General features: G+C 61.9%; 22 protein-coding genes. 17 read left to right on the plus strand and 5 right to left on the minus strand.

Annotated elements, in window-relative coordinates; all coding sequences use genetic code 11:
• The first annotated feature begins 175 nt into the window (after positions 1 to 175).
• Positions 176 to 691, plus strand: coding sequence for a single-stranded DNA-binding protein (gene ssb / locus IQ26_RS02180; protein ID WP_145712547.1), 516 nt, complete (start codon positions 176 to 178; stop codon positions 689 to 691).
• A 129-nt stretch (positions 692 to 820) separates the two neighbouring features.
• Positions 821 to 1,246, plus strand: a complete 426-nt coding sequence (locus tag IQ26_RS02185; protein ID WP_145712550.1) for an OsmC family protein — start codon at positions 821 to 823, stop codon at positions 1,244 to 1,246.
• A gap of 9 nt (positions 1,247 to 1,255) precedes the next feature.
• Here the strand turns inward: IQ26_RS02185 and IQ26_RS02190 are convergent, their stop codons facing one another.
• The 3 genes from IQ26_RS02190 to IQ26_RS02200 all read right to left on the minus strand — a co-directional run bounded on the left by IQ26_RS02190 (position 1,256) and on the right by IQ26_RS02200 (position 2,963).
• Entirely contained in the window at positions 1,256 to 1,885 is a 630-nt protein-coding gene (locus IQ26_RS02190) for a MarC family protein (RefSeq protein WP_145712553.1), read from the minus strand.
• 131 nt (positions 1,886 to 2,016) lie between these two features.
• Positions 2,017 to 2,394 carry a VOC family protein gene (locus IQ26_RS02195; RefSeq protein ID WP_145712556.1) on the minus strand — a complete coding sequence of 126 codons (378 nt, stop codon included), beginning with the start codon at positions 2,392 to 2,394 and terminating at the stop codon, positions 2,017 to 2,019.
• A 32-nt stretch (positions 2,395 to 2,426) separates the two neighbouring features.
• Positions 2,427 to 2,963, minus strand: coding sequence for a hypothetical protein (locus tag IQ26_RS02200; protein ID WP_145712559.1), 537 nt, complete (start codon positions 2,961 to 2,963; stop codon positions 2,427 to 2,429).
• A gap of 85 nt (positions 2,964 to 3,048) precedes the next feature.
• Between IQ26_RS02200 and IQ26_RS02205 the strand changes: the two genes are divergently transcribed.
• Positions 3,049 to 3,873: a helix-turn-helix transcriptional regulator gene (locus IQ26_RS02205; RefSeq protein ID WP_145712562.1), complete on the plus strand. Its 825-nt coding sequence runs from the start codon at positions 3,049 to 3,051 to the stop codon at positions 3,871 to 3,873.
• Between the two features lie 227 nt (positions 3,874 to 4,100).
• Entirely contained in the window at positions 4,101 to 6,908 is a 2,808-nt protein-coding gene (gene gyrA / locus IQ26_RS02210; protein ID WP_145712565.1) for a DNA gyrase subunit A, read from the plus strand.
• 46 nt (positions 6,909 to 6,954) lie between these two features.
• On the opposite strand, the gene IQ26_RS39635 is transcribed toward gyrA, so the two are convergent.
• The gene (locus tag IQ26_RS39635; protein WP_145712569.1) at positions 6,955 to 7,107 is read right to left on the minus strand and encodes a hypothetical protein; all 153 of its coding nucleotides are present in this window, start codon (positions 7,105 to 7,107) and stop codon (positions 6,955 to 6,957) included.
• Between the two features lie 194 nt (positions 7,108 to 7,301).
• On the opposite strand from IQ26_RS39635, the gene coaD reads away from it, so the two are divergent.
• The 7 genes from coaD (at position 7,302) to tgt (ending at position 11,885) form a co-directional block, all read left to right on the plus strand.
• Positions 7,302 to 7,802: a pantetheine-phosphate adenylyltransferase gene (gene coaD, locus IQ26_RS02220; protein ID WP_145712572.1), complete on the plus strand. Its 501-nt coding sequence runs from the start codon at positions 7,302 to 7,304 to the stop codon at positions 7,800 to 7,802.
• A 75-nt stretch (positions 7,803 to 7,877) separates the two neighbouring features.
• Positions 7,878 to 8,468, plus strand: coding sequence for a peptidylprolyl isomerase (locus IQ26_RS02225; protein WP_145712575.1), 591 nt, complete (start codon positions 7,878 to 7,880; stop codon positions 8,466 to 8,468).
• A gap of 30 nt (positions 8,469 to 8,498) precedes the next feature.
• Positions 8,499 to 9,011, plus strand: coding sequence for a peptidylprolyl isomerase (locus IQ26_RS02230; RefSeq protein WP_145712578.1), 513 nt, complete (start codon positions 8,499 to 8,501; stop codon positions 9,009 to 9,011).
• Positions 9,012 to 9,255: 244 nt separating this feature from the next.
• On the plus strand, positions 9,256 to 9,405 hold the full coding sequence (locus tag IQ26_RS39065) for a hypothetical protein (protein WP_156090918.1): 150 nt from the start codon (positions 9,256 to 9,258) through the stop codon (positions 9,403 to 9,405).
• A 12-nt stretch (positions 9,406 to 9,417) separates the two neighbouring features.
• Positions 9,418 to 10,503, plus strand: coding sequence for a tRNA preQ1(34) S-adenosylmethionine ribosyltransferase-isomerase QueA (queA, locus tag IQ26_RS02235; RefSeq protein WP_145712581.1), 1,086 nt, complete (start codon positions 9,418 to 9,420; stop codon positions 10,501 to 10,503).
• Positions 10,493 to 10,762, plus strand: coding sequence for a hypothetical protein (locus tag IQ26_RS02240; RefSeq protein ID WP_145712584.1), 270 nt, complete (start codon positions 10,493 to 10,495; stop codon positions 10,760 to 10,762). Before queA ends, IQ26_RS02240 begins: the two co-directional genes overlap by 11 nt.
• On the plus strand, positions 10,755 to 11,885 hold the full coding sequence (tgt, locus tag IQ26_RS02245; protein WP_145712587.1) for a tRNA guanosine(34) transglycosylase Tgt: 1,131 nt from the start codon (positions 10,755 to 10,757) through the stop codon (positions 11,883 to 11,885). The genes IQ26_RS02240 and tgt overlap by 8 nt, the downstream gene beginning before the upstream one ends.
• 8 nt (positions 11,886 to 11,893) lie before the next feature.
• Here tgt and IQ26_RS02250 read toward each other — a convergent pair whose 3' ends face one another.
• Positions 11,894 to 12,310: a DUF4864 domain-containing protein gene (locus IQ26_RS02250; RefSeq protein ID WP_145712590.1), complete on the minus strand. Its 417-nt coding sequence runs from the start codon at positions 12,308 to 12,310 to the stop codon at positions 11,894 to 11,896.
• 330 nt (positions 12,311 to 12,640) lie between these two features.
• Between IQ26_RS02250 and IQ26_RS02255 the strand changes: the two genes are divergently transcribed.
• From IQ26_RS02255 to IQ26_RS02280, 6 genes are all read left to right on the plus strand, one after another.
• Positions 12,641 to 12,877: an Lrp/AsnC ligand binding domain-containing protein gene (locus IQ26_RS02255; protein WP_023674883.1), complete on the plus strand. Its 237-nt coding sequence runs from the start codon at positions 12,641 to 12,643 to the stop codon at positions 12,875 to 12,877.
• A 294-nt stretch (positions 12,878 to 13,171) separates the two neighbouring features.
• The gene (locus IQ26_RS02260) at positions 13,172 to 14,584 is read left to right on the plus strand and encodes a circularly permuted type 2 ATP-grasp protein (protein ID WP_162457844.1); all 1,413 of its coding nucleotides are present in this window, start codon (positions 13,172 to 13,174) and stop codon (positions 14,582 to 14,584) included.
• 21 nt (positions 14,585 to 14,605) lie between these two features.
• Positions 14,606 to 15,547: an alpha-E domain-containing protein gene (locus IQ26_RS02265; protein WP_145712596.1), complete on the plus strand. Its 942-nt coding sequence runs from the start codon at positions 14,606 to 14,608 to the stop codon at positions 15,545 to 15,547.
• A gap of 61 nt (positions 15,548 to 15,608) precedes the next feature.
• Positions 15,609 to 16,403 (plus strand): transglutaminase family protein, encoded by a 795-nt coding sequence (locus tag IQ26_RS02270; RefSeq protein WP_145712599.1) that lies wholly within the window; start codon positions 15,609 to 15,611, stop codon positions 16,401 to 16,403.
• A 31-nt stretch (positions 16,404 to 16,434) separates the two neighbouring features.
• Complete coding sequence (locus IQ26_RS02275; RefSeq protein ID WP_145712604.1) at positions 16,435 to 17,166, plus strand: proteasome-type protease; 732 nt, start codon at positions 16,435 to 16,437, stop codon at positions 17,164 to 17,166.
• 55 nt (positions 17,167 to 17,221) lie between these two features.
• The gene (locus tag IQ26_RS02280; RefSeq protein WP_145712607.1) at positions 17,222 to 18,634 is read left to right on the plus strand and encodes a pyridoxal phosphate-dependent decarboxylase family protein; all 1,413 of its coding nucleotides are present in this window, start codon (positions 17,222 to 17,224) and stop codon (positions 18,632 to 18,634) included.
• Positions 18,635 to 18,699: the final 65 nt, after the last annotated feature.

Genomic DNA, 18,699 nt, shown 5'->3' on the forward strand with positions numbered 1-18,699 from the left:
GCACGGCGAACCCCATCGATTGCTGACATTCCTTGACAATGGCAAGTCGATGAGCCTAGAACAAAAAAGGAACAAAAACCTTGTGGGAAAAGGCAGCCACGGCAGGCGGGGATTGTCCGCAGCCTGTAAGGTGCCAGCGACAAAAATTGGTTTCGGATAAGCGCGGAGAAGTATGATGGCGGGTAGCGTCAACAAGGTCATTCTGGTGGGCAATCTCGGTGCGGACCCGGAAATCCGTCGTTTGAATTCGGGTGATCCGGTCGTCAACATCCGCGTCGCCACGTCGGAAAGCTGGCGCGACAAGAATTCCGGCGAGCGCAAGGAAAAGACCGAGTGGCACAATGTCGTCATCTTCAACGACCAGCTCGCCAAGGTAGCCGAGCAGTACCTGAAGAAGGGAATGAAGGTTTATGTCGAGGGCCAGTTGCAGACGCGCAAATGGCAGGACCAGACCGGCAATGACCGCTACACGACCGAAATCGTGCTGCAGAAATTCCGTGGCGAGCTGCAGATGCTCGACGCGCGCGGGCAAGGCGAGGGTGGTCAGGTCGGCAGCTACGCCGGTGGCGGCAGCAGTCGCGGTTCCGATTTCGGCCAGTCAGGCCCGGGCGAGAGTTTCAATCGCGGCGGTGGCGGTAATAAGGGCGGTGGTGGCGCCTCCCGCGAACTGGACGACGAAATCCCGTTCTGATTTCTCAGAGCGGACGCTCTGCGTGGGCTGACAACGCCAGCTGTTTGAGACCATTCATAGCGTCCCGAAAATCTGTCCTGGGTTTTCGGGACGCAGTGCATTTAAGCGACACGTGGAAGGGCGTATCAGGTGAAAGCACGGATCAAATGGGTCGAGGAGCGCACCTTTGTCGGCGAGTCCGGCAGCGGTCACAAGGTGGTGCTGGGGACCGCGTTCGGACCGGACGGCAAGACGCCGGGGCCGAGTCCGATGGAACTGGTGCTGCTCGGCACGGGCGGCTGCTCGGCTTACGATGTGGTCCACATCCTCGAAAAGGGGCGCGAGGCGGTCGAGGACTGCGTGGTCGAGCTCGACGCCGACCGGGCGGAAACCGATCCCAGGGTGTTCACGCGCATCCATATGCATTTCATCGTAAAGGGTCGGGCGCTCTCGCCCGACAAGGTGAGGCGGGCGATCGATCTTTCGATCGAAAAATACTGCTCGGCTTCGGCGATGATGGCCAAGACCGCCGAGATCACCCACGACTTCGAAGTCATCGACACCACGACGAAGTAGGGCACGTTCCTACCCCGCCATCAGCGCCTTGATGCCGTCAGCAACGAACTGCACGGCGAGTGCCGCCAGGATGACGCCGAGCAGCCGCGTCAGGATCGAGCGGCCGGTATGGCCGAGGATGCGGTCGATGCGCTCTGACAGAATGAACACCATGTAGGTGATGACCAGGCAGATCGCGATGATGCCGACAAGGGCCGCCTGGGCGCCAAAACCTGGAAATGAGCCGGACAGCAGGACGGTCGCTGAAATCGCGCCTGGACCGGCGATCAGCGGGATCGCCAGCGGGAAGGCGGCGATGTTGTGGATCATGTCCCTGGTGATGGCGACGTCGCCGATCTTCTCCTTGCGGTCCTGCCGGCGCTCGAACACCATTTCGAAGGCAATGAAGAACAGCAGGAACCCGCCGGCAACACGGAAGGCCGGCAGCGTGATGCCGAACACCGACAGGATCGACGCGCCGGCGATTGCGAACAGCGCCATCACCAGGAAGCCGATGACCGAAGCGCGCACCGAAACCTGGTTGCGCTCTTCGCGGTTCATGCCGCGTGTCACAGCGAGGAAGAGAGGCGCCAGGCCAGGCGGGTCGATGGTCACGAGAATGGTGACGAAGGCGTTGAACAGGCTGTCGAAGCTCGGCATCTCTGACCCTCCCCGCCGGGCCGTGCCCGAATACTGGTATTGCCCGAAGCTTGGCATTGGTAGAGCAAAGCAGGGTCAGTGGAAACCGTTTGAACTGCGGGAGTTCGGCAACCTTGATGGGTGGCGTGAGCCTAGCTGGCCACTCCACAATAGGCCTCGAGGCGATAGCCGTCCGGGTCGATGATAAAGGCAGCGTAGTAGTTTTCGCCATAGCTGGCGCGCAGGCCAGGTGCCCCATTGTCACTGCCGCCTTCACGCAAGGCGCTTGCGTGGAAAGCGTCGACGCTGCTCCGCGTCGGCGCCGCAAAGCAGAAATGCAGGCCGGACTCGCCGTCGGCCGAAACCGGGCGCTGAGCCTCGTTCACCCACAGCGCAACGCCTTGCGCGCCATAGCCGAGCGAACCCGGCGACTGGCTGAGACAGCTGTAGCCGAGCGGCATTAGCGCGGCATCGTAGAAACGCTTCGAGGCGGCGGTGTCGCGGACACCGATCGAGACATGGTCCAGCATCTTTTTCTCCTTTGTTACAATATGTTGTGTCGTCAATTTCTAGTTACGCTGCGCGCCAGGAACTCGACTTCGAGCCGCCAGGTCGCGCCGTCGTCATGCGAGCGTTCGCCCAGCCAGCGGAACGAATTTTCGGTGATGCGGGAAAAGCTCCAGCGCACCCCAGAGCCGGTGGCGTCTGCGCCTTGCTGGACGATGGTATCGCCCTCGGCGCGGCCGAGTTGGCGGCTGTAGTATTGGTTACGCGGGTCGCTCCAGAAAATGTGCCAGGCGTCGACGCCGGGGTCATAGACGCGCAATGTCGTGCCATAGAAGGTCCATTTGCCGAGCGAAGGCGAGGGGCCGGCATCGCGCGCGGGCAGGATCCATACGTCCTGGATCGCCTTGCCTTCGAGAACCCAGCCGAAATGCACCTCGCCGCGCCCGGTCAGCATCTGGCCGTCTTCGAGATGGCGCGTGGCATCGAATGTCCAGGCGCCGACGAAGCGGCCATAAAGGTTCAGCTTTTCGGCAAGGTTCGCGGCCGGCCCGTCGCTATGCAGGGCTTCGGCAAAGGAGGATGAATAGAACATGTTGTGGTCTCTTCTTGTCAGGAGACCGGGAGGAATAGGCCTTGGCAGGCTTCTTGGGCTTGGGAAAAATTGCTATCTTTCAGCCATGACAACGAGTGCGCATACCCTGGCGTCGGGACGAGGCTGGCAAGTGTTGGACGTGGTCTGCACCGCCGGCGCCGCCGACCGGCCGTTCGAGGAAGAGCATCGAGGTTTCTGCATCGCCGCGGTGACCGCCGGTACCTTCCGTTATCGCGCACGCCAGGGCACGGCGATGTTGGCGCCGGGCGCGCTTCTACTCGGCAACCCCGGCACCTGCTACGAGTGCGGGCACGAGCATGGCGCCGGCGACCGTTGCCTCTCCTTCCATTTCGGGCCGGCCTATGTGGAACAGATCGTCGCCGACGTGCCGGGCGTGAAGACGCTGGCCTTCGGGACGCCGCGGCTGCCGCCCTTGCCAGCGCTGGCACCGTTGCTGGCCGAGGCGGAAGCCGCGCGGGAGACAGCCGACACCGATGCGTTCGAGGAACTCGGCTTGCGCATTGCCGGCGCGGCCGTCGCTGCCGCCTCCAGCGCTGTGCACGCCGCCGGGTCGCCGAGCCGCCGCGACCAGAAACGTGTCGCGGAGGCGGTGCGGCGCATCGAGCTTGATGCCGAAAGGCCGGTCTCGCTTGCCGAACTTGCAAACGAGACGGCGACCAGTCCCTACCATTTCCTGCGCACCTTCCGGCACGTGGCGGGCATGACGCCCTACCAGTTCCTGCTGAAGACCCGGCTGCACAGGGCGGCGGTGCGGCTGCGCAGGTCGGACGAGACGATCTCGGCGATCGCCTTTGAGGCGGGGTTCAACGATTTGTCCACCTTCAACCGCCGCTTCCGGCGCGTGATGGGGGAAGCGCCCGGCGCCTATCGGGTCCGCCGGCGAGGCTAAAGAGTGCCGAACGCATCTGCCGTTCCGGCTTTGTGAGGCAAGATCGGCCTGATAATGAACTTTGTGCCGGCGGCCACGAAAAGCGTCTCGGCCATATCGTCGCAATCATTGGTATCCTTTTGAAATCACCACAAAAATGGACATTGGAAAACTGCGGCGGACATTGGAGTTTCGGCCCGGTTTCCTATATAAGCACCAAGTGATTCCTGATTAGATTGTGACCTGATTTGACCGACCAGAAGACACCGCGCGGCTCCGACGGCGGCCCGACCGGCATCGAGCCGATATCCATCATCGAGGAGATGCAACGCTCCTATCTCGATTACGCCATGAGCGTGATCGTCAGCCGTGCGTTGCCTGACGTGCGCGACGGCCTGAAGCCGGTGCATCGCCGCATTCTCTACGCCGCTCATGAGAGCGGCTACCACTGGAATCGCAAATATGTGAAATCGGCGCGCCCGGTCGCCGACGTGATGGGTAAATACCATCCGCATGGCGATGCCTCGATCTACGACGCCTTGGTGCGCATGGCGCAGGACTGGTCGCTGCGCGTGCCGCTGATCGACGGGCAGGGCAATTTCGGCTCGATCGACGGCGATCCGCCGGCGGCGATGCGTTACACCGAATCGCGACTGACCAAGGTCGCGCATGAATTGTTGGAGGACATCGACAAGGAAACCGTCGATTTCCAGGACACTTACGATGCGTCCGGCAGCGAGCCGAAAGTCCTGCCGGCGCGGTTTCCAAACCTGCTGGTCAACGGCTCCGGCGGCATCGCCGTCGGCATGGCCACCAACATCCCGCCGCACAACCTGGGGGAGGTCTGCAACGGCGCGATTGCCCTCATCGACAATCCGGCGATCGATCTGCCGGCGCTGATGGAGATCATTCCGGGGCCGGATTTCCCGACCGGCGGCATCGTGCTCGGCCGCTCGGGCATCTACAGTGCCTATTCGACCGGCCGCGGTTCCATCGTCATGCGCGGCCGCGTCAACATCGAGGCGCGCGGCAACGACCGTGAATCGATCGTCATCACCGAAGTTCCCTACCAGGTGAACAAGTCGTCGATGATCGAGAAGATGGCCGAGCTTGTGCGCGAGAAGCGCATCGAGGGCATTTCCGACATCCGCGACGAGAGCGACCGCCAAGGCTACCGCGTCGTCATCGAATTGAAGCGCGACGCTGTCGCCGACGTCATTCTCAACCAGCTCTACCGTTTTACGCCGCTGCAGACGTCGTTCGGCGCCAATATGGTGGCCCTGAACGGCGGCAAGCCGGAGCTGCTGACGCTGCTCGACATGCTGAAGGCGTTCGTCGCCTTCCGCGAGGAGGTGATCAGCCGGCGCACGAAATTCCTGCTGCGCAAGGCGCGCGACCGCGCCCACGTGCTGGTCGGCTTGGCAATCGCCGTCGCCAACATCGACGAGGTCATAAAGCTGATCCGCAGCGCGCCGGATCCGCAGACGGCGCGCGAGCAGTTAATGGAGCGGCGCTGGCCCTCGGGCGACGTCGAATCGCTGATCCTGCTGATCGACGATCCGCGCCACCGCATCAATGAGGACGGCACCTACAATCTGTCCGAGGAACAGGCGCGCGCCATCCTCGAACTGCGCCTGCAGCGCCTGACCGCGCTCGGCCGCGACGAGATCGCCGACGAGTTGAACACGATCGGTGCGGAGATCGTCGATTATCTCGACATCTTGTCGTCGCGCGCCCGCATCCAGCAGATCGTCAAGGACGAGCTCATCGCCGTGCGCGACGAGTTCGGCACGCCGCGCCGCACCGACCTCTCCGAGGGCGGGGCTGACATGGAAGACGAGGACCTGATCCAGCGCGAGGACATGGTCGTGACGGTCAGCCATTCCGGCTACATCAAGCGCGTGCCGCTGTCGCTCTACCGGGCGCAGCGCCGCGGCGGCAAGGGCCGCTCCGGCATGTCGACCAAGGAAGAGGATTTCGTCACCCGGCTGTTTGTCGCCAACACGCACACGCCGGTGCTGTTCTTCTCCTCGCGCGGCATCGTCTACAAGGAAAAGGTCTGGCGCCTGCCGATCGGCAACCCGCAGTCACGCGGCAAGGCGCTGATCAACATGCTACCGCTGGAGCAGGGCGAACGCATCACCACCATCATGCCGCTGCCCGAGGACGAGACGAGCTGGGGCGAGCTCGACGTAATGTTCGCCACGACGCGCGGCACGGTGCGCCGCAACAAGCTGTCGGACTTCGTCCAGGTCAACCGCAACGGCAAGATCGCCATGAAGCTGGAAGAGGAAGGCGACGAGATTCTCGGCGTCGAGACCTGCACCGACAATGACGACGTGCTTTTGACCGCAAGCTCCGGCCAGTGCATCCGCTTCTCGGTCAGCGACGTGCGCGTCTTCCAAAGCCGCAATTCGGTCGGCGTGCGCGGCATCGCCATGGCCGACACCGACAGGGTGATCTCGATGGCGGTGATCGAGCATGTCGATGCATCGCCGGCCGAGCGCGCCGCCTATCTCAGGCGGGCGGTCGCCGAGCGCCGGCTCGCCGCCGGCATTGCCGCCGGCGAGGAAGAGGAAATCGCGTTGACCAACGAAGAGGTCGGCGAGGAGGCGGAGCTTTCCGACGAGCGCTACGAATTCCTCAAAGTGCATGAGCAGTTCGTGCTGACGGTGACGGAATATGGCTACGGCAAGCGTTCGTCGTCCTACGATTTCCGCCTCACGGGGCGCGGCGGCAAGGGCATCCGCGCCACCGACGTGTCCAAAGCGGCTGAGATCGGCCAATTGGTTGCGACCTTCCCGGTCGGCAATGACGACCAGATCATGCTGGTTTCGGATGGCGGTACCGTCATCCGCGTGCCGGTCAACGGCATTCGTTTCGCCAGCCGCGCCACCAAAGGCGTGACCATCTTCAACACGGCCGACGGCGAGAAAGTCGTTTCGGTGGAGCGTATATCGGAACCGCAATCGGACGAAGAGGCCGAAGAGAGTGTGGAGGGCGACGCCGGCCCGGATACTGGCACCGAAGAGGCTGGTCCGGATAACGCCGAATAGGGTACGGCAGCGCCGGCCCAAAGGGCCGGCGCGATTGCCTGTGAACTCAGAAGTGGCGATAGGGCTTGCGGATACCGAAGCCTTCGAACCGCTTGATATTGGCCTTGGCGCGGACACGCCCTGCTTCCTGATGCAGCCCGAATGCGGTGGCGATCAGCATGGCAACGGTCATTGCGGTGGCGAGCATGTAGATCAGCATGTGCGTGTTCTCCTGCCCCTAACAACGTGTAAATGGGGTTTTGGTTTCATCTTCTGAAGCTGCAAACTAGTGAACGCTGCGTGAAGCCTTCGTGATCGGCCCGTTCATCTGTCGTTCATCTCGACCAAAAGGTTCACGGGCAACTTGCTGATCGGATTTGCCTTTGCGAGAGAGGCTCGCTAGAAGCACCTGCCATGACCGAACGCATCGCCCTTTACGCCGGCTCCTTCGACCCGCCGACCAACGGCCATCTCGACGTGCTGAAGGCGTCGCTGGCCGTGGCGGACACCGTCTATGCGGCGATCGGCATTCATCCCGGCAAGAAGCCGCTGTTTTCCTTCGAGGAACGGGTCGGCCTCATCGAAGCGGCGACGAAGGCCGAATTCGGCCGCGACGGCTCCCGCATCAAGGTCGTCTCCTTCGACGGGCTGGTCATCGACGCGGCTAGGAAGCAGGGCGCCTCGATCATGATCCGTGGCCTGCGCGACGGCACCGATCTCGACTACGAGATGCAGATGGCCGGCATGAACGAGACCATGGCGCCGGAACTGCAGACGGTTTTTCTGCCCGCCAGCCCTTCGGTGCGAACCATTACCGCCACACTTGTCCGTCAGATAGCCTCGATGGGCGGCGACATCCGCCCCTTCGTGCCGGCGGCTGTGGCTGGCGCGCTCACCGCCAAATTCGCGAAATAATGCATGTCGCCCAGAAGCGGAACCCGGTTTTGGGGCAACGACATGCATGAAACAAAAGTTTTCGGAGAAAGAACCATGCAGATCAAAAGGCTCGCTACCTGCTTTGTCGTTCTTTTCGGTCTCGCGGCTGCATCCGCTTCGGCCTTCGCCGGTGATCCGGAAAATACCATGATCATCACGCTGAAGGACGGCGACGTGACCATTGCGCTGAGGCCCGATCTCGCGCCGAAGCATGTCGAGCAGATCAAGAAGCTGGCCCGCCAGGGCGCTTATGACAACGTCGCTTTCCACCGCGTCATCGACGGCTTCATGGCGCAGACCGGCGACGTGAAGTTCGGCAACATGAAGAACGGTTTCAACGCCGATGCCGTCGGTACCGGCGGTTCCGATCTTCCCGACCTGCCGGCCGAATTCTCGACGTCCGAGCGCTATGAGCGCGGCGTGGTCGGCATGGCCCGCTCGCAGAACCCGGATTCTGCCAATTCGCAATTCTTCATCATGTTCGCGCCGGCGCCGCCGCTCGATGGCCAGTACACCATCGTCGGCAATGTCGAGAACGGCATGGGGTTGGTGGACAAGATAAAGAAAGGCGACGCGGCGCAGAACGGGGTTGTCACCGCTCCAGATCGCATGGTCAAGGTGCGCATCGCCGCCGACGACAAGTAAACCCATTTGTTTTCAAAGGATATTTCTGACATGGCCGAGATCAAGGACCGCGAGAACGCGCTCATCATGGAAACGACCCAGGGCAAGGTCGTCATCGAACTGTTTCCCGATCTGGCGCCTGGCCATGTCGGCCGTATCAAGGAACTGGCGCGCGAAGGCGCCTATGACGGCGTGGTGTTCCACCGCGTCATCGACGGTTTCATGGCGCAGACCGGAGACGTGAAATTCGGCAATTCCAGCAAGCCCTCTTTCGCACCGTCGCGGGCCGGCACGGGCGGCTCGGACAAGCCCGACCTGAAGGCCGAGTTCTCCAACGCCAATCACGGCCGCGGCACCTGCTCGATGGCGCGCTCGCAGAACCCGAACTCGGCCAACTCGCAGTTCTTCATCTGCTTCGACGATGCCGCTTTCCTCAACCGTCAGTACACGGTCTGGGGCCAGGTCATCGAAGGCATGGACAATGTCGACAAGATCAAGCGCGGCGAGCCGGTGCAGGATCCCGACAAGATCGTGTCTCTGAAGGTCGCGGCCGACGTAAAATGACCTACCGGGCTGTCGCGGCTATCACTCCGATGCTTGTCGCGGCGGCCATTCCGGCGCTGGCGACGGAATCGATCGTTTGCAGCGCCGAAGGCGACGCGGCATCGATCGATGTCCTGTTGGGAAACACCGCCGTCATCGCGGTCGCGCGCGTGTGGCTGGATGCCGGCGGCAAGACATGGACCACCGATGGTCAGCCGGGTTCGACGAAAATCATCGTCGGACAGGCATTCGAGACGACCAGCACATGGCGATCGATCTCACCGATGAGGGCATCAACTCGATCGTCGCCAAATTGCGACTGGTCAAGGCCAGCGAGCAGTCCAGTTTCGCAATGGGCGGCACGCTGAGCATCGAAGGTGTTGGCGCCTGGGCGGTGACCTGCCCGGAACCTTGAGGCGGGATTTCCTTGCGCGTCGACCTTTTCGACTTTGAACTGCCGGAGGAGCGCATCGCGCTTCGACCAGCGGAACCGCGCGACAGCGCCAAAATGCTGGTGGTCAGGCCGGGCGAGGGGCTCGAGGACCGGACGGTGCGCGAGCTGCCGTCGCTGCTCGAGGCCGGTGACGTGCTGGTCTTCAACGACACCAAGGTCATTCCGGCACAGCTGAAAGGCATCAGGCGGCGCGGCGAGGCGGCGGCGCAAGTCGAAGCCACACTGCATATGCGGGTGGCGCCGGACCGCTGGCTGGCTTTCATGCGGCCTGGCAAGCGCATCGCCGCCGGCGACCGCATCCATTTCGGCCATGACGCCAATTCCTGCTTTCTCGGCCAGCTCGACGCCACGGTGATCGAGAAGGGCGACGGCGGCGAGGCGCTGCTCGGATTCGACCTGTCAGGTCCATTCCTCGACGAGGCGCTGCACGCCGTCGGCCATATTCCACTGCCGCCTTACATTGCCTCGAAGCGCGACGACGACGAGCGCGACCGCAGCGATTACCAGACCATCTATGCCAGGGAGGAGGGGGCAGTGGCGGCACCAACGGCCGGCCTGCATTATACGCCGGAGCTTTTCGCGGCGCTCGATGCCAAGGGCGTCGAGCGGCGCTTCGTCACCTTGCATGTCGGCGCCGGCACGTTCCTGCCGGTGAAAGTCGACGACACCGCCGATCACAAGATGCATGCCGAGATCGGTTCGGTCAGCCCGGAAACCGCTGCCGCGCTCAACGCGGCAAAGGCGCGTGGCGGGCGCATCGTTGCCGTCGGCACGACCTCGCTGCGCCTGCTGGAGAATGCCGCGCGGGAGGACGGCATATTGGCCGGATGGTCGGGTCCGACCGACATCTTCATCACGCCCGGCTACCGTTTCAAGGCCATCGACATGCTGATGACCAATTTTCATCTGCCGCGCTCGACGCTGTTCATGCTGGTTTCGGCGTTTTGCGGTCTGGAAACGATGCGTGCGGCCTATGCGCATGCCATCGAGAACCGTTACAGATTCTATTCCTACGGAGATGCAACTCTTCTGTTCAAGGAGGAGAACGATGGACGATGATCTGGAAATTTTCGACCGCGATGCCTTGATCGCCGAGGTCAAGAAGCTGCGCGCCGGCATTCGCGAGCATCGCGACTCCACCGGCCATAAACTCTGCTGGCATCATCCCGATCTGTGGGACCTGCTGCCGGAAAAGACCGAGCCAGCAATCGCCGTGCCGCCTTGGCCGAAATTCATGCGCGGCTGCATCCGCTACCGCCAATCGCTGGATCGGCAGGCTCCTGGCGCGCCGGTGTATGACAAGGAATTCAATGAGTAAGGCGTTTACCTTCGAGGTGCTGGCGACCAACGGCAGGGCGCGGCGCGGCGCGATCACCATGCCGCGCGGAGAAATCCGCACGCCGGCCTTCATGCCGGTCGGCACCGGCGGCACGGTCAAGACCATGTATATGGACCAGGTGCGCGGCGTCGGCTCGGACATCATCCTTGGCAACACCTATCATCTGATGCTGCGGCCCGGCGCCGAACGCGTGGCGCGGCTTGGCGGCCTGCATGAATTCGCCCGCTGGCCGCATCCGATCCTGACCGACAGCGGCGGCTTCCAGGTGATGTCGCTGTCGAAGCTGAGGAAACTTACTGAGAACGGTGTCACCTTCCGCTCGCATATCGACGGCGCCGCCTATGAGATGTCGCCCGAGCGCTCGATCGAAATCCAGGGGCTGCTCGATTCCGACATCCAGATGCAGCTCGACGAATGCACCGCGCTGCCGGCAATGGAGAAAGAGATCGAGCGCGCCATGGAGCTGTCGCTGCGCTGGGCCGAGCGCTGCAAGACGGCATTCGGCGACCAGCAGGGCAAGGCGATGTTCGGCATCGTCCAGGGCGGCGACATACCGGCCTTGCGGCTGCGCTCGGCGCAGGCGCTGAAAGCGATGGACCTCAAGGGCTATGCGATCGGCGGGCTGGCAGTCGGCGAGCCGCAAGCGGTGATGCTCGAAATGCTCGACATCACCTGCCCGGAACTGCCAGCAGACAGGCCGCGCTATCTGATGGGCGTCGGCACGCCTGACGACATATTGAAATCGGTGGCGCGCGGCATCGACATGTTCGATTGCGTGATGCCGACACGCGCCGGCCGCCATGGCCTCGCCTACACACGGCGCGGCAAGGTCAATCTGCGCAACGCCCGCCATGCCGACGATCCGCGTCCGCTGGACGAGGAGAGCGACTGCCCTGCCGCCAGGGACTATTCACGCGCCTATCTGCACCATCTGGTCCGCTCGCAAGAGGCGCTGGGGGCGATGCTCCTGACCTGGAACAATCTTTCCTACTACCAGAAGCTGATGCAGGACATTCGCGCCGCAATCGAAGCCGGCGCCTTCGAGGCGAGGGCGGCGGAAATTTCCGAGGGCTGGGTGCGGGGCGATATCCCGGCAATGTGACCAAGCGCTCAGGTGCTCAGCGAGGTGGACGCGCGCAGGCTGCAGCCGGTGATGCGGAAGCTGCCGTCGGGCTGTTGTTCGAGCGTGTACACGGCCTCGTAATCCTTGCCGTCCGGCCCGACGATCAGCACTTGCTGGATGATCGAAGTCGGGCTCATTTCCTGCACCTTGCCGAAGGCATAAGTCCGTGGCTTGCGCACCGGCGGATAACCATTGGTCACCATGTTCATAAAGGTGTCGACGGTCGGAAAGATCTGCTTCACGTTCGGGGCCGCGTAGCTGTAGGCGGCAGCACCGTCATCGGCGATGAAGGCCTTCAGCTGACTGTCGATGGTTGCCTGGGCTGCCTTGACTTCCGCATCGCCGGCAAACGCCGGGGACGCCAAAATGAATGGAACGATTGCAATCGCGAAAACCGCGCGCATGGCCTGTCTCCGTTGTGTCTAGAGAAAGTGGCCGTCAAAAGACGCTCAGCATAACATACGTTTGGCAGCGCTTCACGGTTTCAGCGCCCGCGAACATTTCGCCGTTTGGCTGCGGTTAAGCTTCTTCCCTCAAGGCGGGTTCTGCCTGAGCGCCGTCCTGATGCTTGAAAGCCGGGCGGCAGTCTGCCACAAGGGCCGCCTATGCGCATGACCCCGAAAATCGGAATCGATTTTCGGAAAGGATCATGCGCAAAATCAAAGTGCTACAGCGTCCTTTGCGCGTCCCAAAGGACGCGGCGCTGTAGGTGCAAGCTTGAGCAGGACCGGGCAATGAAGGCATTTTTCGTGCAGATAAAGTGCGATCTGGGCAAGGCCTATGACGTTGCCAGCGCTTTGGCCGATGCCGAGATCGCTTCGGAGATCTACTCGACAGCGGGCAACTACGATCTGCTCGCCAAATTCTACGTCGACGACGAGGAAGACATCGGCCATTTCGTCAACGAGAAGGTGCAGATTCTTCCAGGCATCAAGGACACGTTCACGGTCGTTACCTTCCGCGCCTTTTAGCGCATGGCCCGAACCGAAGGTCAGCCTAGCCTAGCAAAATCGGAATCGATTTCGCTGGGGATCATGCGTCAAATCAAAGTGCTGCAGCGTCTTTGGGCGTCCAATAGGACGTATGGCGCTGTAGGACCTTCGGCACTTGCCTGGACATGAGGCAAAGCCTGATTACAGCCATATTGACGCTGCCCTAATTTTAGGCAGCCGCGACATACTGGTCGCCAGCACCTCCCAAATCACCGATTGCGCTTGATTTTCTCCCGTGACGCCAGTGAAATGGTCTCACAGGGGAGTATGCGATTGGCAGCGTTCGACGAAATGCTTCCGGAAGTCTCCGGATTGAGAAGTCCGTATTCGGCTTACGATCGCTGGCTGAAGGAGCAGGATCCGGCCAGGCTTACCGAAAAGATGCAGGATGCCGAACGCGTGTTTCGCAAGACCGGCATCACCTTTGCCGTCTACGGCGAGCAGGAAGCCTCCGAACGGCTTATTCCCTTCGATATCGTTCCGCGCATCATTTCCGGCAATGAATGGCGCAGGCTGACGCAGGGCATAGAGCAGCGCGTCCAGGCATTGAATGCCTTTCTCGACGACATCTATCACCGCCAGGAGATCTTGCGCGCCGGGCGTGTCCCCAAGGAGCTGATCGCCCGGAATGAGGCGTTCCTGCCGGAGATGATCGGGATGCGGCCACCGGCCGGCGTCTATACCCACATCATCGGTGTCGACATCGTGCGCATCAGCGAGAATGAATTCTATGTGCTGGAGGACAATGCGCGCACGCCGTCCGGCGTCTCCTATATGCTGGAGAACCGCGAGACGATGATGCAGCTCTTTCCCGAACTGTTTCAGCAGATCAAGGTGCGGCCGGTGGAAAACTATCCGCAGCTCCTGCGCCAATCCCTGGCGGCGGTGCGGCCGCAAAGCACCAAGGGCGCGCCGACCATTGCTGTGCTGACACCGGGAAGCTTCAACTCCGCCTACTTCGAACACGCCTTCCTTGCCGACCAGATGGGCGTGCAGCTCGTCGAGGGGCAGGATCTGCGTGTCGTCGATGGCCATGTCGCGATGCGCACGACCGAAGGCTACAAGCAGATCGACGTGCTTTATCGAAGGGTGGACGATTCTTTTCTCGATCCGCTGAGCTTCCGACCGGACTCGGCACTCGGCGTGCCGGGGATCATGGACGTCTATCGCGCCGGCAATATCACCATCGCCAATGCGCCGGGAACCGGCATCGCCGACGACAAGGCGATCTATTCCTACATGCCCGAGATCGTCGAATTCTACACTGGCCGCAAGGCGATCCTCGGCAACATCCCGACCTGGCGCTGCTCGGAACCGGACAGCCTGAAATACGTGCTCGAGCATATCCGCGAGCTGGTGGTGAAGGAGGTGCACGGTTCCGGCGGCTACGGCATGCTGGTCGGACCGGCGGCGACCAAGAAAGAATGCGAGGATTTTTCCAAGAAACTCCATGCAAAGCCGTGGAACTACATCGCCCAGCCGACTCTGGCGCTGTCGACCTGTCCGATCCTGACGGATAAGGGGCTGGCGCCGCGCCATGTCGATCTCAGGCCCTATGTGCTGGTTTCCGACCGCATCCAGATCGTGCCCGGCGGCCTGACGCGCGTGGCGCTGAAGGAAGGCTCGCTGGTGGTCAATTCCTCGCAAGGCGGTGGCACCAAGGACACGTGGGTGCTGGATGACTGATTTTCATTTGAAGGTTTTTTGATGCTTCTCGGCCGCACCGCCAACGGGCTCTACTGGATGAACCGCTACATCGAGCGGGCGGAAAACATGGCGCGGCTGGTCGATGCCGGGCTGCGCATGGCGTTGACGCGTACCCAGAACGCCTCGGAGGAATGGAATTCGGTGCTGCTCAGCGCTGGTTCGGACGTCGCCTTCACGCAGAAATACTCCGACTATACCGCGGCCAACGTTGCCGATTTCCTGCTACGCGACACATCGAACCCGTCAAGCACGATGGCGTCGATCGAGACGGCTCGCAACAATGCCCGCATGGTGCGCACCGCGCTGACGCGCGAAACCTGGGAGAGCATCAACGAAGCCTGGATGTCGCTGAAGCGGATGCTGGCCAGGCCGATCGACGAACGCGACTTGCCCAGCGTCCTCGATGCTATCAAGCGCGAAACGGCGCTGATCCGCGGTTCATTCTACGGCACCATGCTGCGCAACGAGATCTTCGATTTCTCGCAGCTCGGCACCTACGTCGAACGCGCCGACAACACGGCGCGCATCCTGGATGTGAAATACTACGTGCTGTTGCCGTCGATCTCGTGGGTCGGTTCGACGCTCGACAACTACCAGTGGGAATCGATCCTGCGCTCGGTGTCGGCGCACCGTTCCTATCGCTGGGTCTATGAGGCCGACTACAAGCCGACCAATATCGCCGACTATCTGATCCTCAATGTCCGCATGCCGCGCTCGCTCACCTTCTGCTATCGTTTCCTGACGGAGCATCTCAGATTCCTGGGCGACGATTATGGCGAGCGCCATGCCTGTCATGCGACGGCCGGCAAGACCCAGGCCATGCTGACGGCCGGGTCGATCAAGGAGATATTCGACGCCGGCCTGCACGAATTCCTGGCCAATTTCATTCGCGACAACACCAGGCTCGGCGACGAGATCGCGCAGGACTACAGGTTTTATTGAGCATGATCCCGGAAAGTGGAAGCCGGTTTCCGGAAAAGATCATGCTCAGAGGACGAGAGCGATGCGGCTGAAGATCACCCACCGGACCGAATACCGCTACGACGCGCCGGTGCACTATCTGTTGCAGCGGCTGCGGCTGCTTCCGGTCAGCGGACCGACGCAGACCGTCTTGTCCTGGGCGCTGAAGATCGAAGGCGCGCGCGAGGAAGTGCGCTTCACCGACCATTTCGGCAATGATACGCGGCTGTTGAGCGTCGAAGGCGAGCGCGATTTCATCACCGTCGAGGCATCAGGCGAGGTGGTGACACGCGACACATCAGGCGTCTCCGGGCCACATCAGGGATTTGCACCGCTCTGGCTGTTTAGCCATGAAACGCCGTTGACCACGATCGGCGGCGGCATACGCGAACTCGCGGCCTCGGTCGGCGACGGGAGCGATATCGAAAGACTGCACCGGCTGATGGCCGTGATCGGCGAACGCGTCGCCTATACGCCGGGTACCACCAACGCGGCGACGCTGGCCGAGGATGCGCTGGCGCTCAAGACCGGCGTCTGCCAGGACCACAGCCACATCTTTGCCGCCGCCGCGCGCGCCATGGGATTTCCGGCCCGCTACGTCAGCGGTTACCTTATGATGGATGCGTCGGTCGAGCAGGCGGCAAGCCATGCCTGGGCCGAGGCGCATGTTGCGGGCCTCGGCTGGGTCGCGTTCGACGTCGCCAACGGCATTTCGCCCGACGAACGCTATGTAAAGGTGGCAACCGGCCGTGATTACCGCGACGCCACGCCGGTGTCGGGAATTCGGCTGGGACAAGCGGAAGAACAGCTTGCGGTCACCGTCACGGTGGAGCAGTAATCCCCGGCAAGATTGCTGGCAAAGAGATTCGATGACCTATTGCGTCGGCCTGAAGATCGATCGCGGGCTCGTGTTCATGTCGGACACGCGCACCAATGCCGGTATGGATTCGATCTCGACCTTCAAGAAGATGCATGTCTGGGAGGAACCGGGCGAGCGCGTCATCGTGCTGATGTCGGCCGGCAATCTGGCGACGACGCAGGCCGTCGTCAGCTTGCTCGACGAGCGCACCAAGGCAATTGGCGATCGCCACGCGACACTGCTCGAAACGCCCTCGATGTACCAGACGGTGCGGATGGTCGGCGACACCGTCAAGGAAGTCATCGCCAGTTCGTCGCCGTCGGGCGACAAGGCGGATTCCTATTTCAATGCCTCCTTCATCCTTGGTGGACAGATCAAGGGCAGCGCGCCGCGGCTGTTCATGATCTATCCGGAAGGCAATTTCATCGAGTCGACCGACGACACGCCGTTTTTCCAGATTGGCGAGACCAAATACGGCAAGCCGATCATCATCCGCGCCTATGAAAAGACGATGAGTTTCGCCGAGACGGTGAAACTGCTGCTGGTGTCGTTCGATTCGACGCTGAAGTCGAACCTGTCGGTCGGCCTGCCACTCGACCTGCTGTTCTACGAAAAGGACGCCTTCAAGGTCAGCCTGAAGAAGCGGATAGCCCAGGACGATCAATACTACCGCACCATTTCGGACGGCTGGTCGAGCGCACTGAAGGCTGCCTTTGCGAGCCTGCCGGATTTTCCCGAATGAAAGTCTCCGTTTTTCGTGCTCTTTGATCGCTGGGCTCGATGCTACGGAGAGGAAGATGAATAGCAACGAATTCCGAGAATGGTCGCTGTACGCGGCCGAATGGGGTGCCGACTACAGGAGCACACTTCGCGAAAGGCTGGTGCGGCCGCTCGTCGAACCGGGCGAAATCTTCAAGAGCATCGATGTCTCGCCGCCGGAAGATGGCGAAACGATGCAAGCGATCTTCGCCGACTTCGAGCAAAGGATCCTGCCGGGCATGACGCACTGGCAACATCCGCGCTTCTTCGCCTATTTCCCGGCCAATGCCGCACCGGTCTCGGTGGTGGCCGAATATCTGGTCTCGGCGATGGCCGCGCAATGCATGCTCTGGCAGACCTCACCGGCAGCGACCGAACTCGAGACGCGGGTGGTCGACTGGATGCGGCAGGCGCTTGGTCTGCCGGAAGGGTTTTCCGGCGTCATGCAGGATTCGGCATCGTCGGCGACGCTTGCCGCCGTGCTGACCATGCGCGAGCGCGCGCTCGACTGGGAGGGGAACAAGAAGGGCCTGCAAGGCCAGCCGATATTGCGCGTCTATTCTTCCGATCAGGTCCATACCTCGATCGACCGGGCGATCTGGGTGTCGGGTATCGGCGAGGAGAATCTCGTGCGCATTCCGGTTGCCGGCCGCTTTCGCGCCATGGATGTCGCAGCCCTCGAAGCAGCAATCGCCGCCGACCGGGAAGCGGGCATGCTGCCGGCCGGCATCATCGCCTGTGTCGGCGGCACCAGCACCGGCGGCACGGATGATATAGCCGAAGTCGCCGCGGTGGCGAAACGGTACGGGCTCTATCTGCATGTCGACGCCGCATGGGCCGGGTCGGCGATGATCTGCCCGGAGTACCGGCATTTCTGGGCGGGCGTAGAGCACGCGGATTCCATCGTCTTCAACCCGCACAAATGGCTGGGCGCACAGTTCGACTGCTCGATGCAGTTCATCCGCCGGCCGGAAGATCTGGTGCGGACGCTCGCCGTCAAGCCAGATTACCTGAAGACGCATGGGCGCGACGGCATCATCAACTATTCCGAATGGTCGGTGCCGCTCGGGCGGCGCTTTCGCGCACTGAAACTGTGGTTCCTGCTGCGCGCCCACGGGCTGGAAAATCTGCGAACCATGATCCGCAACCATGTCGCCTGGAGCGAAGGCCTTGCCGCGCGTCTGGCCAGGGAACCGGATTTCGAGATCGTCACGGAACCGATGCTGTCGCTGTTTTCGTTCCGGCATCTGGCTTCGGTCGGCATCGATTCGGACGAACACAATCTAAGGCTGGTCAACGCGATCAATGACGATGGCCGCATCTACCTGACACAGACACGGGTGGACGGGCAGGTCGCGATCCGCTTTCAGGTCGGCCAGTTCGAGACGACGGCGGCGGATGTCGACACCGCTTTCGAGGTCGTCATCGAAATTGCCCGCGGCCTGGCTTGAATTGGTCAGCCAAGTTGCGCCGAGGTTTGTCTTTGCAGTCGCCCAAGTTTCATTAGCCGGCTTAT

This window comes from Mesorhizobium tianshanense, from assembly GCF_007830515.1.
In the GTDB taxonomy this organism is placed as follows: Bacteria; Pseudomonadota; Alphaproteobacteria; order Rhizobiales; family Rhizobiaceae; genus Mesorhizobium; species Mesorhizobium tianshanense.

What these genes read in the sequence shown, in the direction of transcription:
- tgt (WP_145712587.1), top strand. Translation starts at nt 10,755, where the DNA reads ATGAGTAAGGCGTTTACCTTCGAGGTGCTGGCGACCAACGGCAGGGCG.
- IQ26_RS02225 (WP_145712575.1), top strand. Translation starts at nt 7,878, where the DNA reads ATGCAGATCAAAAGGCTCGCTACCTGCTTTGTCGTTCTTTTCGGTCTC.
- IQ26_RS02270 (WP_145712599.1), top strand. Translation starts at nt 15,609, where the DNA reads ATGCGGCTGAAGATCACCCACCGGACCGAATACCGCTACGACGCGCCG.
- IQ26_RS02280 (WP_145712607.1), top strand. Translation starts at nt 17,222, where the DNA reads ATGAATAGCAACGAATTCCGAGAATGGTCGCTGTACGCGGCCGAATGG.
- IQ26_RS02250 (WP_145712590.1), bottom strand. Translation starts at nt 12,310, where the DNA reads ATGCGCGCGGTTTTCGCGATTGCAATCGTTCCATTCATTTTGGCGTCC.
- IQ26_RS02205 (WP_145712562.1), top strand. Translation starts at nt 3,049, where the DNA reads ATGACAACGAGTGCGCATACCCTGGCGTCGGGACGAGGCTGGCAAGTG.
- coaD (WP_145712572.1), top strand. Translation starts at nt 7,302, where the DNA reads ATGACCGAACGCATCGCCCTTTACGCCGGCTCCTTCGACCCGCCGACC.
- IQ26_RS02265 (WP_145712596.1), top strand. Translation starts at nt 14,606, where the DNA reads ATGCTTCTCGGCCGCACCGCCAACGGGCTCTACTGGATGAACCGCTAC.
- IQ26_RS39065 (WP_156090918.1), top strand. Translation starts at nt 9,256, where the DNA reads ATGGCGATCGATCTCACCGATGAGGGCATCAACTCGATCGTCGCCAAA.
- ssb (WP_145712547.1), top strand. Translation starts at nt 176, where the DNA reads ATGGCGGGTAGCGTCAACAAGGTCATTCTGGTGGGCAATCTCGGTGCG.
- IQ26_RS02255 (WP_023674883.1), top strand. Translation starts at nt 12,641, where the DNA reads ATGAAGGCATTTTTCGTGCAGATAAAGTGCGATCTGGGCAAGGCCTAT.
- IQ26_RS39635 (WP_145712569.1), bottom strand. Translation starts at nt 7,107, where the DNA reads ATGCTGATCTACATGCTCGCCACCGCAATGACCGTTGCCATGCTGATC.
- IQ26_RS02275 (WP_145712604.1), top strand. Translation starts at nt 16,435, where the DNA reads ATGACCTATTGCGTCGGCCTGAAGATCGATCGCGGGCTCGTGTTCATG.
- IQ26_RS02200 (WP_145712559.1), bottom strand. Translation starts at nt 2,963, where the DNA reads ATGTTCTATTCATCCTCCTTTGCCGAAGCCCTGCATAGCGACGGGCCG.
- IQ26_RS02230 (WP_145712578.1), top strand. Translation starts at nt 8,499, where the DNA reads ATGGCCGAGATCAAGGACCGCGAGAACGCGCTCATCATGGAAACGACC.
- IQ26_RS02190 (WP_145712553.1), bottom strand. Translation starts at nt 1,885, where the DNA reads ATGCCGAGCTTCGACAGCCTGTTCAACGCCTTCGTCACCATTCTCGTG.
- IQ26_RS02240 (WP_145712584.1), top strand. Translation starts at nt 10,493, where the DNA reads ATGGACGATGATCTGGAAATTTTCGACCGCGATGCCTTGATCGCCGAG.
- IQ26_RS02195 (WP_145712556.1), bottom strand. Translation starts at nt 2,394, where the DNA reads ATGCTGGACCATGTCTCGATCGGTGTCCGCGACACCGCCGCCTCGAAG.